Raw genomic sequence first — 15,903 nt, 5'->3', positions numbered from 1 at the left:
TTCGGCCGGGGCGCCTCCTTCGAGGTGACCCGCACGGTGCGCGGCGCCCCGGTGGGCACTGATCCCCCGTCGGCCCGGTCCGCAGGGCACGCGGGGCTCTCGCGGAAATCCGTGAGCACTTCCTGGCGGGAGTGCACCCGGAAGGCGCCTGACCACCCGTGATGCGGACGGTCACCCGCGGTGGCGGACGTGGGCGGGACACCGGGCCAACGCCGCACCGGCCGCCACTCCCGGCGGCGTGGCCGTCCCCGGACAGCGCGTCAACGACCACTGGATCCGGCTCCGGGAGGATCTGACGCCGGTGCGGAAGGAGGCGACGGCCGACGCGCCCGAGCGCCTGTGCCTGCCCGCCGTCGGCGAGCGGGTGGTACGCGGCCTGACGTTCGGGGACGCCCCCGTTCCGTTGGGCCGGGGCGACCCTGTCCGCCCGTTCGGCCGACGCGGACTCGGCGGCCACCGTTCTCCCGAGCCGGCGCGGTTCTCCTTCGAGGCCGGGCGCGCGTCTCGACCGTGACGGCCACCACCTCTGCCCTCACTCGCCCGGGGGAACGGGGAGCGGCGGTGGCGCGGGCCGGTCACCGGCCCGCGCCACCGCCGCCCCCGGCAGGGCTCGAACCGGCGGCCAAGCGCGACGAAGGCGCTCGGTCCCTGTGCACCGCACGGATTGGCCATGGAAAGGCCTCACCGGCATTTCCGCTGGTGAGGCTGGTTTTGCGCCCCCGGCAGGACTCGAACCTGCGGCCAAGCGCTTAGAAGGCGCCTGCTCTATCCACTGAGCTACGGGGGCCGATGCGGTCGCGGACGGACGGGCGAGCGCCCCCGGAATGACCTTGCCGCGACAAGGATAGTTGCCCGGGTGGTTCCTCCCCGTTGCTTCACGTCCACGACACCCTGTGGAGGTTCAGTGAAGCGGTCCCGATAATCGCAGGCGAGTGCGAATCATGCATCGGTTTGGGCGCCCTGGAGGGCGGGTGTTGTGCACTCGTTATGCCCTAAGGGACGGTTGTTGCGCGGGCCACAGGGGTCAAAACAGCCTGTTCCGGGCCGAAAGCCCTTCAAAAATCATTAGAAATTGGGCATTCTTCGCATGTGGGAATCTTGGGAACCAGGACCGAACTGCTCGATGCGCTCACCACGCTGCGTGACCGTGTCGCCGCAGCGCGCTTTCCCCTGCCGCTTCCCGGGGCCGAGCACGCCCGCCGCTCCCGTGCCGAGCTGCTCGCACAGCTCGACGACTACCTGGTGCCGCGGCTGCGCGCCCCCGAGGCGCCGCTGCTCGCCGTCGTCGGAGGCTCCACCGGTGCCGGGAAGTCCACCCTGGTCAATTCCCTCGTCGGACACCGGGTCAGCGACGCGGGAGTGCTGCGGCCCACGACCCGCACGCCCGTACTGGTCTGCCACCCCGCCGACCAGCACTGGTTCGCCGGACCACGCGTCCTGCCCCGGCTGAGACGGGTGTGGACGCCCCGGCGGGACGCCTCCTTCGTCGTCGGGGAGGAGCCGGCCGGCGCCCCCGAGGACGACCACGGTCCGGACGACGAGGAGACCCCGCCCGCGCTCGCCGTGGAGACCGCCGAGTCCGTACCCGTCGGACTCGCCCTCCTGGACTCGCCCGACATCGACTCCCTGGTGACCGGCAACCGCGAACTGGCCGCCGAACTGATCTGCGCCGCCGACATCTGGCTGCTGGTCACCACCGCCTCCCGGTACGCCGACGCCGTCCCCTGGCACCTGCTGCGCACCGCCCGGGAGTACGACGTCACGCTGGCCACCGTGCTGGACCGGGTGCCCCACCAGATCACCGCCGAGGTCTCCCGCCAGTACGCCGCCCTGCTGGAGCGCGCCGGGCTCGGCGACGTGCCGTACTTCACCATCCCCGAGCTGCCCGAATCCGCCCGCGGCGGCTCCGGACTGCTGCCCGCGACGGCCGTGGCCGAGCTGCGGGAGTGGCTGCTCCACCAGGTCCGCGACCCCGCCGCCCGCACGGTCGCCGCGGGCCGGACGGTCACCGGCACCATCAGCTCGCTGCGGTCCCGCGTCTCCGCCCTGGCGAGCGCCGCCGCGGCCCAGCACGCCACCGTGCTGCGGCTGATGCGGCACATCGACGGCGCGTACGAGGCGGCGGGCGCCCGGGTCCGTCGGCAGCTCGCGGACGGGGAGCTGCTGGCGGGCCAGGCCCTCGCCCGCTGGCGCGGCTTCCCGCAGGACAGCGGCGGCGGCGAACTGCTCGACGCCTTCGCCGACGGCCTGTCGGCCCTGCTGCGCGGAGCCGTCGGCGACGCCGACGAGCAGACGGCCGAGGCCTGGCGCCGGGAGCCCGGGGCCCCCGAGTGCGGCTGCGCCGACGAGCTGGTGACGGAGCGGGTCGGGGTCTTCGTGCGCCGCTGGCGGCACCGTGTCGAGGAACTGGCCGAGGAGGGGCTGCGCGCCGCCGACGGCTGCCCGCTGTCCGCCGAGGAGGTCGCGGCCCTGATCGCGGCCGTCCTGCTGGGTGGACGCCGGGCCTGGCGGGCGGGCGACGCCCTGGCCGAATCGCTGGGGGCGACCACCGCCGGCCACCTGCGCGAGCGGGGCGAGCGGCTGCTGGAGGACTGCCTGGAGGGGGTGCTGAAGGGGGAGCGCGCCTACCGCCTGGCGCCCCTGGAGGACCTCGACGCCACCCCCGACCAGCAGGTGTCCCTGATCGCCGCACTGTCCGTACTGCAGAAGGAGAGGTGACCGCGGTGGCCGCGGAGGTCCATACGGGTGACCGGGCCTGGGACGACGGGCTGATCGCCCGGCGGGCCCGGACGGACGGCGGCGCGGGAATCCTCCCGGCTGCGGGGGTGCGGGAGGACGCGGAGCTCGGACGGCCCCCCGCCCGGCCGTTCGCGGACGTCCGGGCGGACGTCCGGCCGCCCGCGAACGGCCGGCGGGGGAGCGGCTGGGAGGACTGGACGGAGGACGGGGCGGCGGCCCGCGCCGACGGGAGGGAGGACCCGCTGCGCAGGCGGCTGCGCGCGCTGCGGGAGCTGGTCGGGCTCTCCCGGACCCGGCTGGACGGCGAGGTGCTCGGGGAGGCGGGCCGGATCCTGGAGGAGGTCGCGGCGAGGCGGCGGCTGTCGCGGGCGTACACCGTGGTGGCCGTCGCCGGGTCCACCGGAAGCGGGAAGTCGACGCTGTTCAACACGCTCGCCGGCGTCCAGCTCTCCGAGACCGGGGTGCGCCGCCCCACGACGGCGGTGCCGGTCGCCTGCGTCTGGGAGGCCGAGTGGGACGGGGGCGCCGACGGTCTGCTGGAGCGGCTGGGGGTGCCGCCCCGGGCGCGGCGCCGGGTGCAGCCGCGCGACCCCGGGACGCGCGGGCTCGTCCTCATCGACCTGCCCGACCACGACTCCGCCGCGCCGGGCCACCGCGAACAGGTCGACCGGCTGCTGAAGCTGGTGGACGCGGTGGTCTGGGTGACCGATCCGGAGAAGTACGCGGACGCCGTGCTGCACGAGCGCTACCTGCGGCCGCTGGCCGGCCACGCCGAGGTGACGTTCGTGGTGCTCAACCAGGTCGACCGGCTGCCCGGCGACGCCGTCGACACGGTGATGGACGACCTGCGGCGGCGACTGGACGAGGACGGCATGGCGCTCGGCGAGCACGGCGAGCCCGGCGCGACCGTCCTGGCGGTGTCCGCCCTCACCGGCGAGGGGATCGACGAACTCCGCCGCTCGCTGGGCGCGCTGGCCGCCCGGCGGCGGGCGGCGGAGCTGCGGATGTCCGCCGACGTGGACGGCGCGGTCGCCCGGCTGCGCCCGGTCTACATGGTCGACACCCCTCGCGGTCCGGCCGGGCTGACCGAGCGGGCGCGCGAGGAGTTCGAGGACCGGCTGGCGGCGGCGGTGGGCGCCTCGGCGGCCGGACAGACCGCCGAACGCCTCTGGCTGCGGCACGCCGAGCACGCCTGCGGCACCCCCTGGGCCCGGCTGCTGCGCTGGTACGACGCGCGGCGCGGGCACGGGGAGGCGGCCGTGGACCCGGCGAAGGCGGACGAGGAGGCGGCGGACACGCCCGTGGTGGCCCGGCCCGTCCTGGCGCAGGCGGTGCGGATGCTGGCCGAGGAGGCGTCGGCCGGGCTTCCGCGCCCGTGGGCGAAGTCCGTGCGGGACGCGGCCTGGCGCGGCGCCGAGGGCCTTCCGGAGGCGCTGGAGGAGGCGATCGCCGGGGCCGGGGAGGAGACGGGGGAGGACGCCGGGAGCGGCGCGCGGCCCGCGGGACGGGAGACCCGGCCGCCGCGCCCGCGCTGGTGGACGGCCGTGGCGCTCGGCCAGGTGCTGCTGCTGGCCTTCCAGTTGCTGGGGCTGTACCTGCTGGTGGACCTGTTCGCCGGGGGACCGGGCAGGGGCGGTGTCTGGCTGCCGGTGGGGCTGCTGGCGGGCGGCGCGCTGGGCGGCCCGCTGCTCGCCTGGTGCTGCCGGCTGGCGGCGCGGGGACCGGCCCGGGCGTACGGACTGGAGGAGGAGCGCAGGCTGCGGCGGCTGGCCACCGGCTGGGGCCAGGCGTGGGTGCTGGAACCGGTGGCGGCCGAACTGCTGCGGTACCGCGAAGTGCGCGAGCAGTACGTCATCGCGGCGGGCGGCACCGACCGGACCTGACACGCCGTCGTACCGGTGTGCCGTCGCGGCGGCGCACCGGCGTGCCCGGGACCGCCCGCATCACCCGCGCGGGTGGCCGCGTCGTCCACAACCCGGCGGTACTCCACAGCGCGCGGCGGCGACCGGCCCGGACGGGCAGCATGGGGCCACGGAAGCGGCACGGACGGGTGCGAACGGGTGCGAACGGGGGATCGGCGCATGAACGAGACCGAGGTGACGGTGGTGGGCAACGCCGCGTCGGCGGTGGAGACGAGGACGACGGCGGCCGGCCATCCGGTGGCCCGGCTGCGGCTGGCCACGACGGTGCGGCGCTACGACGGGGAGCGGGGCGGCTGGACGGACGCGCACACCAGCTTCTACACGGTGTGGGCGTTCCGGACGCTCGCGGAGAACGTGGCGGCGTCCGTCACCGTCGGCGAACCGCTCATCGTCCGGGGGCGGCTGAGGGTGCGCCAGGGCGAACGGGAGGGGCAGCGCTGGGCGTCGGCGGACATCGAGGCGACGGCGATCGGCCACGACCTGGCGCGCGGCACCTCGGCGTTCGTCCGCGTCTGCCGCGTCCCGGCCGCACGGGAGCGGGCGGCGGGGCCGTGACCGGTCCACTTGCGGCCGATCGGTAACAACCGCCATGCCGGAGAAAGTCCGACTCCTGGGCATTCCTTGATAACGATTCAGACTCGGAGTGTGTAACGTCTGATTTTTCTGGGGACCGCGTTCCGGTTGCTCCTTACGATCCCCTCTGAGAACACGGGGGTTGACGAGGGGACGACCACACGATGATTTCTGTACGCGGACGGGGTACTGCCCGTTTCGCCGCCGCAGCAGTGGCCACGGGCCTGCTGGCGGCAGGAGCAATAGCCGGCGCGGGGACTGCCGCCGCCGATGAGGCCATCCCCCAGCCGGGTGGCGCGCTCGCCACCCTGGGCGGCCTGAAGATCTCCGACTACGCGGTCATCCACGGCGACCGCGGGGACAAGAAGATCGGTGCCGGACTCTTCGAGATGGCCGTCGACGGTGGCGGCACCCTGCAGACGTACTGCATCGACATCCACACCGGCACCCGCAAGGACGCCAGGTACAAGGAAGCCTCCTGGGACGCGTCCTCGCTCCACGACAACGCGGACGCGGGCAAGATCCTCTGGATCCTGAAGAACTCCTACCCGCAGGTGAACGACCTCGCCGCGCTCGCGGGCAAGGCCGGTGCGGACCAGCTCACCGAGAAGACCGCCGCCGCGGGCACCCAGGTCGCGATCTGGCGCTTCTCCGACAAGGCGAACGTCGAGGCGACCGACCCGAACGCCGAGAAGCTCGCCGACTACCTGGAGAAGAGCGCCCAGAACCTCGCCGAGCCCAAGGCGTCGCTCACGCTCGACCCGCCCGCCGTCTCCGGCAAGGCCGGTGAGAAGCTCGGCCCGATCACCGTCCACACCAACGCGCAGAGCGTGACCGTCGCGCCCGGCCCGGAGGCCGAGAACGCGGGCGTGAAGATCGTCGGCAAGGACGGCAGCCCGGTGACCACCGCCAAGGAGGGCGACCAGCTCTTCTTCGACGTGCCCAAGGGCACCGCGGACGGCAGCGCCTCGCTGACCGTGCAGGCCAACACCGAGGTCTCCGTGGGCCGCGCCTTCACCAGCGTCGACCCGAACAACCCGAGCCAGACCCAGATCCTGGCCGGCTCCAGCGGCTCCAGCGTCACCGCGACCGCGACCGCGAACTGGGCCACCAAGGGCGCGATCCCGGCCGTGTCCGCCGAGAAGAACTGCGTCAAGGGCGGCGTGGACGTCACCGCGACCAACGAGGGTGACGAGCCGTTCTCCTTCTCCCTCGCGGGCAAGGACTACGAGATCCCGGCCGGCGGGTCCGAGACCGTGACCGTCCCGGTCAAGGAGGACCAGCCGTACGAGATCACGATCACCGGTCCGAACGGCTTCAAGGAGACCTTCACCGGGACCCTGGACTGCGAGACCGCGGCCACCACCACCGGTGGCGGCGGGCAGAGCCCCGAGCCCTCCTCCGAGCCCAGCCCGGCCACCGTCGGCGGTGACACCGGCGACACCGGTGACAGCGGCGACACCGACGGCAACCTCGCCGAGACCGGCTCCAGCAGCAACACCCCGATCATCGCGGGCGTTGCCGTGGCCCTGGTGCTCGTCGGCGGTGCGGCGGTCTTCTTCCTGCGGAAGCGCAAGCCCGCCGCGAACGGCGCCGACGACTGATCCACCGGTCCGGGCATGATCCCCTGATGCCCTGACCACCCGGCCGCGTGCCGCCGCACTCCGTGCGGCGGCACGCGGTCTTTCCGTGTCGGCTTCATGGGCTTCCGCGCCGGCCCCCGACCCGGCCGGGCCGCCGAAGACGCAGGTCAAGGGCGTGACGCGGGCCGACCGGCAACTCGTTTTCGTCCCCGGGACCGGGTGCGGCAAGATGGGGTGTATCTGCCCACTCCCTGATTGCCGGACGGTTTCTCTTGGCTGAGTACATCTACACCATGCGCAAGGCGCGTAAGGCGCACGGCGACAAGGTGATTCTCGACGACGTCACGCTGAGCTTCCTGCCTGGCGCGAAGATCGGTGTCGTGGGCCCCAACGGCGCGGGCAAGTCCACGGTGCTGAAGATCATGGCCGGTCTTGAGCAGCCGTCCAACGGCGACGCCTTCCTCAGCCCCGGCTACAGCGTCGGCATCCTCCTCCAGGAGCCCCCGCTGGACGAGTCGAAGACCGTGCTGGAGAACGTCCAGGACGGCGTCGCGGAGATCAAGGGGAAGCTCGACCGGTTCAACGAGATCGCCGAGCAGATGGCGACCGAGTACACCGACGAGCTGATGGAGGAGATGGGCAAGCTCCAGGAGCAGCTCGACCACGCGAACGCGTGGGACCTCGACGCCCAGCTCGAGCAGGCCATGGACGCCCTGGGCTGCCCGCCCGGCGACTGGCCCGTCACCAACCTCTCCGGCGGTGAGAAGCGCCGCGTCGCCCTGTGCAAGCTGCTGCTGGAGCAGCCCGACCTGCTGCTGCTGGACGAGCCCACCAACCACCTGGACGCCGAGTCCGTGCAGTGGCTGGAGCAGCACCTGGCGAAGTACCCGGGCACCGTGGTGGCCATCACCCACGACCGGTACTTCCTGGACAACGTCGCCGAGTGGATCCTGGAGCTCGACCGCGGCCGCGCCCACCCCTACGAGGGCAACTACTCCACCTACCTGGAGAAGAAGGCCGCCCGCCTGAAGGTCGAGGGCCAGAAGGACGCCAAGCGCCAGAAGCGCCTCAAGGAGGAGCTGGAGTGGGTCCGCTCCAACGCCAAGGGCCGCCAGGCGAAGTCCAAGGCGCGACTGCAGCGTTACGAGGAGATGGCCGCCGAGGCCGAGAAGACCCGGAAGCTGGACTTCGAGGAGATCCAGATCCCGCCGGGGCCGCGCCTGGGCAACGTCGTGGTGGAGGTGGAGAACCTCTCCAAGGCGTTCGGCGACAAGGTCCTCATCGACGACCTGTCCTTCACCCTGCCGCGCAACGGCATCGTCGGCGTCATCGGCCCCAACGGCGCGGGCAAGACCACGCTGTTCAAGATGATCCAGGGCCTGGAGCAGCCGGACTCCGGCAGCATCAGGATCGGCGACACGGTCAAGATCTCCTACGTCGACCAGGCCCGCGAGAACATCGACCCCAAGAAGACGCTGTGGGAGGTCGTCTCCGACGGCCTGGACTACATCAACGTCGGCCAGGTCGAGATGCCCTCGCGCGCCTACGTCTCCGCCTTCGGCTTCAAGGGCCCGGACCAGCAGAAGCCGGCCGGGGTGCTCTCCGGCGGCGAGCGCAACCGCCTCAACCTGGCGCTCACCCTCAAGCAGGGCGGCAACCTGCTGCTGCTGGACGAGCCGACCAACGACCTCGACGTGGAGACCCTGTCCTCGCTGGAGAACGCGCTGCTGGACTTCCCCGGCTGCGCCGTGGTGGTCTCCCACGACCGCTGGTTCCTGGACCGCATCGCCACGCACATCCTCGCCTACGAGGGCAACTCCAAGTGGTTCTGGTTCGAGGGCAACTTCGAGGCGTACGAGAAGAACAAGATCGAGCGGCTCGGCCCGGACGCGGCCCGTCCGCACCGCGCCACCTACAAGAAGCTGACCCGGGGCTGAGGGAGACGTGCGGCACGTATTCCCCTGCCCGCTGCGCTGGTCGGACATGGACGCCTTCGGGCACGTCAACAACGTCGTCTTCCTGCGCTACCTGGAGGAGGCGCGGATCGACTTCATGTTCCGGCTGGCGCGGCAGGCGGCCTCCGACGCCTTCACCGGCGGCTCGGTGGTGGCCCGGCACGAGATCGCCTACCTGCGGCCGCTGAAGCACCGGCACGAGCCGGTCACGGTCGAGCTGTGGGCGGAGAAGATCGGGGCGGCCTCGCTGACGATCGCCTGCGAGGTCAAGGACCCCGCGCGGCGGGCCGGGGAGGAGGACACCGTCTACGTCCGGGCCTCGACGGTCGTGGTCCCCTACGACCTGGAGCGGGAGCGGCCCCGCCGGCTCACCGACGAGGAGAAGGCGTTCCTCAAGGAGTACCTGGACGACAGCGCGACGGGGACCGTCGCCGCATGAGCGCTCCGAGCGGCGGCACGACCGCCCGGCACCCGCGCCTGGTGTTCGCCGACCCCGGGGAGGCGGCGGAACTCGCCGTCTTCCTGGGGCGGCTGCTGCGCTGGGAGAAGAACGCGGCGGTACGGCTGCGGGGGACCGGCGACGGCGTCCTGGGCGTCTTCGCCCGCCCGGCCCGCTTCGAGGTGCTGGCCGTGCGGACCGCCCGGCTGCCGGAGCCGGTGGCGCTGGACGCGACGGTCTCGGCCGGGGAACTGCTGGAGGGGATCGACGAGGCGGGCGAGTCGGTGTCCGTCCCCGGGCCCGTGACCGGCCCGCCCTGGGCCGGGGTGCTGCCGCCGCGCGGCGGCTGGCGCACGGTCGGCGAGCTGCCGTACGAGGCGGTCCGCGCCACGGCCGCGGCCGTGGTCGCCGAGTTCCGGCGGCGCAGCGAGGCGCTGCCACCCGCCGGGCGCACCCGTGAGGCGCTGGACGCGCTGGCCGAGGAGATCTGGTCCCGCCCCCTGGGCGGCGGCACCGGCCTGCCGCTGCGCGCCGTCCACGCCGCGCAGGCCCTCGGCATGCTGCGGCCGGCCGGCCCGGCCCCCGCGGCCGGACCGCACGGACCGGCGCCGGCCGGCCCGGCGCCCGCGGTGGCCGTGCTCACCGCCGGCACGTGGCTGCGGCTGCGCACCCCGTACGGCTCGATCGCCGTGCGCCGGGGCGGCGGCACGGGCCTGAGCGTCACTCCGCTGTGAGATCCAGGAGCGCGGGCGCCGGCGCCGGGACCGGCACCGGCACCGCGCTCAGCCCGGTGAGTTGACCATCGAACCGGCCGCGTAGACCAGGTAGTCCCACAACTGCCGTTCGTGCTCGGGCTCCAGGCCGAGGCTGTCCACGGCGTCCCGCATGTGCCGCAGCCAGGCGTCGTGGGCGGCGCGGTCGATGGTGAAGGGCATGTGCCGCATCCGCAGCCGGGGGTGCCCCCGCCGCTCGCTGTACGTCTTCGGCCCGCCCCAGTACTGCATCAGGAACAGCGCCAGCCGCTCCTCGGCCGGGCCGAGGTCCTCCTCCGGGTACATCGGCCGCAGCAGCGGGTCCTCCGCGACGCCCTCGTAGAACCGGCGCACCAGCCGCCGGAACGTCTCCTCGCCCCCGACCTGTTCGAAGAAGCTCTGCGTCTGCACGTTGCCGCGCGGAATCTCCATCACGCACCCCATGGTCGCAGATGCCCCGGCGTACGGTCCCGGCCGTGGGAAGGCCGCCCGGCGCCGCGCCGCCCGGCACGGTGGCCCGGCGGCGCCCCGGCGGTGACCCGCCTCACGCGTCGTCCCAGCGGAAGAGCCGGGCGGCGATCGCCGTCATGACCGCGGCGAACAGCAGCAGCCCGCCCATGACGGGCAGGGCGGCGTCCCAGCCCTGACCGCGGGAGAGGACGTCCTGCACCGCCTCGGTGAGGTGTTTGAGCGGGAAGACCTCGGAGACCGTCCGCAGCCAGGCGGGTGCCCCGTCCAGGGGGAAGAAGGAGCCGGAGAGGAAGGCCATCGGCAGGATGACGGTCTGGGCCATCCCGTTCGCCGCCTCCTCGGTCTTCGCCCAGGCGCCGATGACCAGGCCGATGGACATGAAGGCCAGCGTGCCGCAGACGACCAGCGGCAGGGACAGCCACCAGTGGCCGGTCAGCTCCAGGCCGTAGAACGGGATCGACGCCACCCCGACGAAGACCAGGGTCTGGACGAGGGCGAGGGCGACGTTCACCCCGACGCGGGCGGCGATGACCGGGCCCGCGCCGACGGGTGCGAGCCACAGCCTGCGCAGGATGCGCTTCCTGCGCCAGCCGACCAGGGTGAGCGCCGATCCGGTGACCGCGCTCATCGCCACCGCCCAGCCGAGCATGCCGGGGGTGAAGAACTGGATCGGCTTCAGGGACTCGTCCTCCACCCGGCCGGCGGTCAGTTCGTACGCCGGCGGCCGCCCGGTGGCCGCGATGTTGGCCTGCTGGACGAGCGAGTCGACGATCGCCCGCACGGTGCCGGCCCGTGCCGGGTCGGCCGCCGAGTAGCGCATCCGCACCCGGTCGCCGTCCTGCCAGACCACCGCGTCCACGTCGCCCGCGCGCACCTCTTCGAGCGCCCGTGCGCGGTCGCCGGACTTCCGCACGCTCAAGGCGTCCCCCAGCTCCCGGCGGGCCCCGGGCGGCAGGGAGTCCAGCACCTCGACCCGGCCGATCTGGACGATCTCCGCGCGCGGCGTCGACTCGTCCTTGAAGAGCGCGCCGAAGAGGACCAGGAACATCAGCGGGAAGAGCAGGATGAAGAACACGGCGGTCCGGTCCCGGAGCATCCCCAGGGTCATCGCCCTGGAGAGGCTGACGAAGGCCTCGGTGTTCACTCGTGTCACTCGCGGTACTCCCGTCCGGTCAACTGGAGGAAGACGTCCTCCAGCGAGTCCGCGCCCAGCTCCGCGATCAGCTCGGCGGGGGCGCCCACGCGCAGGACGCGGCCGTGGTCCATCACCGCGACCCGGTCGCACAGCGTCTCGGCCTCGTCCATGTAGTGCGTCGTGAGCACCACCGTGCGGCCCTCGCCGTTGATGGCCCGCAGCAGGTCCCACAGGTTGCGGCGGGCCTGCGGGTCCAGGCCGGTGGTCGGCTCGTCGAGGAAGACCAGCTCCGGGTCGTGGACCAGGGCGCAGGCGATGGACAGCCGCTGGGCCTGGCCGCCGGAGAGCCGGTTCTCGCGGGTGTCCGCCTTGTCCGCCAGGCCGACGGTCTCCAGCATCGCGTCGGCGCGCTCGGCGGGGACGCCGTAGAGGGAGGCGAAGGTGCGGATCTGCTCGCGGGCGGTCAGCTTCTCGAAGAACGCCGACGCCTGGAGCTGGACTCCCATCCGGCGCAGCAGTGCCGGGTTGCGCGGGAAGGGGGACTCGCCGAGCAGCCGTACCTCGCCCTCGTCGGGCCTGCGCAGGCCCTCGGTGATCTCCAGGGTGGTCGTCTTGCCCGCGCCGTTCGGTCCGAGGATGCCGTAGAACTCGCCGCGTTCGACAGCGAAGGACACCCCGTCGACGGCCTGCACGTCCCCGTACCGCTTGCGCAGCCCTTCGACTGTGATCGCGGCAGTGGTCATGGGGCGGAGCGTAATGGCGGAATATCACCTTCCGAACAGTCCGGAGCGATCTCGCGTGATCTCTTCCGGAGAAGCACAGTGGAGGCATGAGGGACGAAGGCGGCATCGCAGGCATCGAGGACACCGGAGGTGCCGGGGGCGCGGAGGAGAGCCGGCGCGCGGACCTCCCGGAACGGGCCCGGACACTGGCGCGGGCGCTGGTGCGGACCCTCGCGGCGGAGGGCGCCCTGACCGACCCGGCCTGGCGGGCGGCGTTCGAGGCCACCCCACGGCACCTGTTCGTGCCGCAGTACTACGTGCCGCGGGTGGGCGGATACGTGCGCCGCCGCCACGACGACCCCGACCCGCTGGGGCGGGAGCGCTGGCTGACGGGCGTGTACGAGGACGCGCCGCTGACGACCCGGCTGGACGACGGCGAGCCGGTCTCCTCCTCCAGCCAGCCCTCGCTGATGGCGATGATGCTCCAGGACCTGGAGGTCCGGGACGGGATGGACGTCCTGGAGATCGGCACCGGCACCGGCTGGAACGCCGCCCTCCTGGCCCACCGCCTGGGCGACGCGCACGTGACCACCGTGGACCTGGACCCGGAGATCACCCGGGAGGCCCGGGACCGGCTGGCGGCGGCGGGCCACCGGCCCGCGGTGGTCACCGGGGACGGGACCCGCGGCTGCCCGGAGCGGGGGCCGTACGACCGGATCATCGCCACCTGCGCGCTGCGCACCGTCCCGCCCGGGTGGCCGGCCCAGTGCCGGCCCGGGGCGCGCGTCCTGGCGCCGATGGCCACCGGGCTGGTCGCCCTGCGCGTGCTGGACGACGGGCGGGCGGAGGGCCGCTTCCTGGCCACCCCCGCCTACTTCGTCCCCCTGCGCGGCGCCGCCCCGCCGCGCCCGCGGATCGACCCGGAGGGCCTGCCGCGCGACGCGCTGCGCAACGAGTCGTTCGGTTTCCTGCTGGCGCTGACCGCGGACCGCCTGGCCCCGGCGGCGGCCTACGAGGTGTGGCGGCGCGCGGGACGGCCGGACCGCACCCGGTACGGCGTGACCGTACACGGCGGGAGCCAGTGGACCTGGCTGGACGATCCCCGGGGACCGGACCGCTGGCCGTCGGCGCCGGGCTGACCCGCGGGCCGGGCGCCGGGCGCCGGGGCGGGCGTCAGCCCCGGTAGATGGTGATCGTGGTCCACGCGCCGACGTGCACCCGGTCGCCCTCCTTGAGCGGGACCGGCACGAACGGCTGGATCGGCTCCTCGGCGCCGTTGATGGTGGTGCCGTTGGTGGAGTCCTGATCGACCACGGACCAGCTCCCGTCGGGCTGCTGCACCAGCACCGCGTGCTGGTGCGAGACCCCCGGGTCCTCCGGCGGGCGGGCCAGGTCGATGTCGGGCGACTCGCCGGTGGACTGGCGGCGGCGGCCGATGGTGACCTGGGGCCCGGTGAGCTGGATCCGCTGCTCGGGCGAGTACGCGGGGAGGCTGAGGCCGGCGGCCTCCGGGCCGCTGCGCCGCATCATCGCCGTGAAGTACTCGCGGTCCGGCCCGACCGTCACCATCCAGGTCGAGGGCTGCTGGTACGGCTGCCCCTGCTGCTGGTGCGGGGACTGCTGGTGTCCCTGCTGGTGCGGGGGCGGGGGGTAGCCGTAGCCGGGCTGCTGACCGTAACCCGGCTGGCTGTGCTGGCCGTGCTGGCCGTGCTGGCCGGGGTTCGGCGGCGGCAGCGTCCAGTCGTCGCCCCCGCCGGTCTGCGGCTGCGGGGGCTGCGGGGCCTGGGGAGCCGGGGGCGGAGGGTAGCCGTAGCCGGGCTGCCGGCCGTAGTCGGACCGGGCGTAGTCCGGCTGCTGCCCGTGCGGGGGCGGGGTGTGGTGCTGCTGCGGGCCCTGGGGCTCGGGGCCGAGCGGCTCGGCCGGCCGGTTCACCTGCGACGGCCGGGAGCGCTCGTAGTCCAGCGGCTGGCCCGGCTGCGGCGGGGCGGGCGGGGGCGGACCGGGCGGGCCCGGCTGCTGGAAGCCGGGCGGCAGCGGCAGCCCCATGCTGCCGCCGGGCGCCTGGGACGGCGGGGTCGGCGGAGGCGGCGGGGCGAAGCCGCCGGGGGAGCGGGTGAGGAAGTTGTACCGGCACTCCTCGCAGAACGGTGCCTGGCCCTCGCGCGGCGTGCGGCACTGCGGACACAGCTCCGCCTGCATCGTGGAGTCGCCTCCCGGAGCGGGGTAACCGTAGCCGCCGCCCTGGCCGGACATCGGAGGGGGGAGCGGGACGGCACCGGTGGACGCACCCGGAGCGGAGGCCATGCGGTGGCCGCACACCTCGCACCAGTCGTCGGCCGCCGACTGGTGGCCGTTCGGGCAAGTGGGCATGTCGGTCCTTCCCCCTCCGTGCGGTTCCGTATCGCTCGTCCGTGTCGTTCGGTCGGTGGTGTTCGGTTGGTCGTCCGGGCACGCGGACCGCCCTGTGGACCGCGTCCCCGGCGCCGCCCCGCCGGCTGCGGGCCGTCGCCTCCAGCGGAACAGTACCGGTCACCGCGCCGAACACGTCCACCACCCGGCGAGCGCTCGCGTTCCGCGTGCGTCGTCCCCCAGGACGCCCGGAGGCCCCCGGCGGTTCGGGTGCCTCCGGGCGCGGCCGGTCCCGGCGCGGCGGCTCAGCCGGACGCCGGGCGGCCGGGCGGCGCGGGGAACGGGACCACCGCCACCGTCACGTTGTCGTGCCCCCCGCCGTCCAGCGCGTGCCCCACCAGGTGCCGGGCGCACCGCAGCGGTTCGGTGCGGGCGTCGGACGTGACCACGGCGGCCATCTCCTCGGCGGACTCGGCGTAGTTCCACAGCCCGTCGGTGCACACCACCACCACGCCCGGCCGGTCCGGGGCGAACGAGGCGGTGTGCGGGTCGAGTTCATAGGCGTCCGCGCCCAGCCATCCGGTGATGGCGTGGGCCCGGGCGTCCGCGTACGCCTCGGCCTCGCCCATCAGGCCCGCCGCCACCATCTGGGCCGCCCAGGAGTCGTCCTCGGTGAGCCGGGCGGCCGGGGCCGAGCGGTCCTCGGGCACCCAGTAGGCGCGGCTGTCGCCGATCCAGCCGACGGTGAGGAGGTCGCCCGCGGTCACCGCGCCGACGATGGTGCAGGCCGGGGCGTTCCGGACCGGGTCGGGCTCCTCCTCCGCGGCCAGGGCGTTGACGGCTTCGGAGGCGGCGACCAGGGCGTCGTGCATCGCCTGCCGGGGGTCGGTGCCGTGCGGCAGCGAGGCGAGCAGCGACGCGCAGGCCGCCTCGGCGGCGGCGGCCGACGCCTCGTCGGGGCGGGTCGCCGAGGACACCCCGTCGCAGACGACGGCGATCGCGGCCGGCGAGCCGTCCGGCAGCGTGGCGGTCGCGACCGCGAAGGAGTCCTCGTTGCGGTGGTGGCGCAGTCCGCGGTCGCTGACCGCCGCCACCCCCTCCACCGCGCGCTCCATGTGGTCGCGTTCGCGCGGCTGGAGGTGGCCGCAGTGCTCGCAGTGGCCGTCCCGGCCGACGGCGCCCGTGCCACAGGCGACGCACCGCGGTTCCGCTTCCGGCTCCGGAGCCGGGTCCTGCGGCGGGATCGGGGCACCGTCGGCCGGA

13 protein-coding genes and 1 tRNA gene are annotated in these 15,903 nt (G+C 74.1%); 8 read left to right on the top strand and 6 right to left on the bottom strand.

Going from position 1 to position 15,903, the window contains the following annotated elements:
• Positions 1-714 precede the first annotated feature (714 nt).
• A tRNA-Arg gene (locus VE546_RS08590) sits at positions 715-787 on the bottom strand.
• A 302-nt stretch (positions 788-1,089) separates the two neighbouring features.
• On the opposite strand from VE546_RS08590, the gene VE546_RS08585 reads away from it, so the two are divergent.
• The 7 genes from VE546_RS08585 to VE546_RS08555 all read left to right on the top strand — a co-directional run bounded on the left by VE546_RS08585 (position 1,090) and on the right by VE546_RS08555 (position 9,945).
• Complete coding sequence (locus tag VE546_RS08585) at positions 1,090-2,718, top strand: dynamin family protein (protein WP_414720430.1); 1,629 nt, start codon at positions 1,090-1,092, stop codon at positions 2,716-2,718.
• Positions 2,719-2,723: 5 nt separating this feature from the next.
• Entirely contained in the window at positions 2,724-4,622 is a 1,899-nt protein-coding gene (locus tag VE546_RS08580; protein ID WP_414720431.1) for a GTPase, read from the top strand.
• 198 nt (positions 4,623-4,820) lie between these two features.
• Positions 4,821-5,216 carry a single-stranded DNA-binding protein gene (locus tag VE546_RS08575; protein ID WP_324920295.1) on the top strand — a complete coding sequence of 132 codons (396 nt, stop codon included), beginning with the start codon at positions 4,821-4,823 and terminating at the stop codon, positions 5,214-5,216.
• A 182-nt stretch (positions 5,217-5,398) separates the two neighbouring features.
• Entirely contained in the window at positions 5,399-6,838 is a 1,440-nt protein-coding gene (locus VE546_RS08570) for an LAETG motif-containing sortase-dependent surface protein (RefSeq protein WP_324920293.1), read from the top strand.
• 251 nt (positions 6,839-7,089) lie between these two features.
• Positions 7,090-8,754, top strand: a complete 1,665-nt coding sequence (ettA, locus tag VE546_RS08565) for an energy-dependent translational throttle protein EttA (RefSeq protein ID WP_324920292.1) — start codon at positions 7,090-7,092, stop codon at positions 8,752-8,754.
• 7 nt (positions 8,755-8,761) lie between these two features.
• Positions 8,762-9,211: a thioesterase family protein gene (locus VE546_RS08560; protein WP_349256449.1), complete on the top strand. Its 450-nt coding sequence runs from the start codon at positions 8,762-8,764 to the stop codon at positions 9,209-9,211.
• On the top strand, positions 9,208-9,945 hold the full coding sequence (locus VE546_RS08555) for a hypothetical protein (protein ID WP_324920290.1): 738 nt from the start codon (positions 9,208-9,210) through the stop codon (positions 9,943-9,945). The genes VE546_RS08560 and VE546_RS08555 overlap by 4 nt, the downstream gene beginning before the upstream one ends.
• Positions 9,946-9,993: 48 nt before the next feature.
• On the opposite strand, the gene VE546_RS08550 is transcribed toward VE546_RS08555, so the two are convergent.
• From VE546_RS08550 to VE546_RS08540, 3 genes are all read right to left on the bottom strand, one after another.
• Complete coding sequence (locus tag VE546_RS08550; RefSeq protein ID WP_324920288.1) at positions 9,994-10,398, bottom strand: globin; 405 nt, start codon at positions 10,396-10,398, stop codon at positions 9,994-9,996.
• A gap of 109 nt (positions 10,399-10,507) precedes the next feature.
• Positions 10,508-11,587 (bottom strand): ABC transporter permease, encoded by a 1,080-nt coding sequence (locus VE546_RS08545; RefSeq protein WP_324920286.1) that lies wholly within the window; start codon positions 11,585-11,587, stop codon positions 10,508-10,510.
• The gene (locus tag VE546_RS08540; RefSeq protein ID WP_324920284.1) at positions 11,584-12,312 is read right to left on the bottom strand and encodes an ABC transporter ATP-binding protein; all 729 of its coding nucleotides are present in this window, start codon (positions 12,310-12,312) and stop codon (positions 11,584-11,586) included. Before VE546_RS08540 ends, VE546_RS08545 begins: the two co-directional genes overlap by 4 nt.
• A gap of 86 nt (positions 12,313-12,398) precedes the next feature.
• Between VE546_RS08540 and VE546_RS08535 the strand changes: the two genes are divergently transcribed.
• A complete protein-coding gene (locus tag VE546_RS08535) occupies positions 12,399-13,430 on the top strand; it encodes a methyltransferase domain-containing protein (protein WP_324920283.1) in 1,032 nt (343 codons plus the stop codon).
• 34 nt (positions 13,431-13,464) lie between these two features.
• Here VE546_RS08535 and VE546_RS08530 read toward each other — a convergent pair whose 3' ends face one another.
• Positions 13,465-14,661 carry an FHA domain-containing protein gene (locus VE546_RS08530; protein WP_324920281.1) on the bottom strand — a complete coding sequence of 399 codons (1,197 nt, stop codon included), beginning with the start codon at positions 14,659-14,661 and terminating at the stop codon, positions 13,465-13,467.
• A 284-nt stretch (positions 14,662-14,945) separates the two neighbouring features.
• Positions 14,946-15,903, bottom strand: a 958-nt coding sequence (locus tag VE546_RS08525; protein ID WP_324920279.1) for a PP2C family serine/threonine-protein phosphatase, incomplete at its 5' end; no start/stop codon positions are given.

Origin of the sequence: Streptomyces sp., assembly GCF_035644915.1 — a bacterium.
Classification (GTDB): domain Bacteria; phylum Actinomycetota; class Actinomycetes; order Streptomycetales; family Streptomycetaceae; genus Streptomyces.
This window is presented reverse-complemented; position numbering and strand designations above follow the sequence as displayed.